We start from the raw sequence: 316 nt of genomic DNA, 5'->3' as shown, positions 1-316 counted from the left end.
TCCGAGGACAGCACCTCCACATTGAGGCAGAGCGCCTGCATTTCCTTGATGAGGACCTTGAAGGACTCGGGAATGCCGGGCTCGGGGATGTTCTCGCCCTTGACGATCTCCTCGTAGACCTTGACGACGCCGAGGGCGCCGTCCGACTTGATGGTGCGCAGCTGCTGCAGTGCGTACGTACGGCCGTACGCCTCCAGGGCTCACACACCCATCTCACCGAAGCGCTGACCAGCGAACTGCGCCTTAACATCGAGCGGCTGCTGGGTGATGCTGGAGGTCGGGCTGGTCGAACGGGCGTTCAGTTTGTCGTCGACCA

Annotated in this window: 1 pseudogene; it reads right to left on the bottom strand. The window is 62.3% G+C overall.

Going from position 1 to position 316, the window contains the following annotated elements:
• Positions 1-316: pseudogene (locus tag UK12_RS39180) on the bottom strand (hypothetical protein); the annotation flags it as partial.

This window comes from Saccharothrix sp. ST-888, from assembly GCF_000955975.1.
Taxonomy (GTDB): Bacteria; Actinomycetota; Actinomycetes; order Streptomycetales; family Streptomycetaceae; genus Kitasatospora.
The sequence above is the reverse complement of the archived record's forward strand: the minus strand, read 5'-3'. Positions and strand labels throughout refer to the sequence as shown.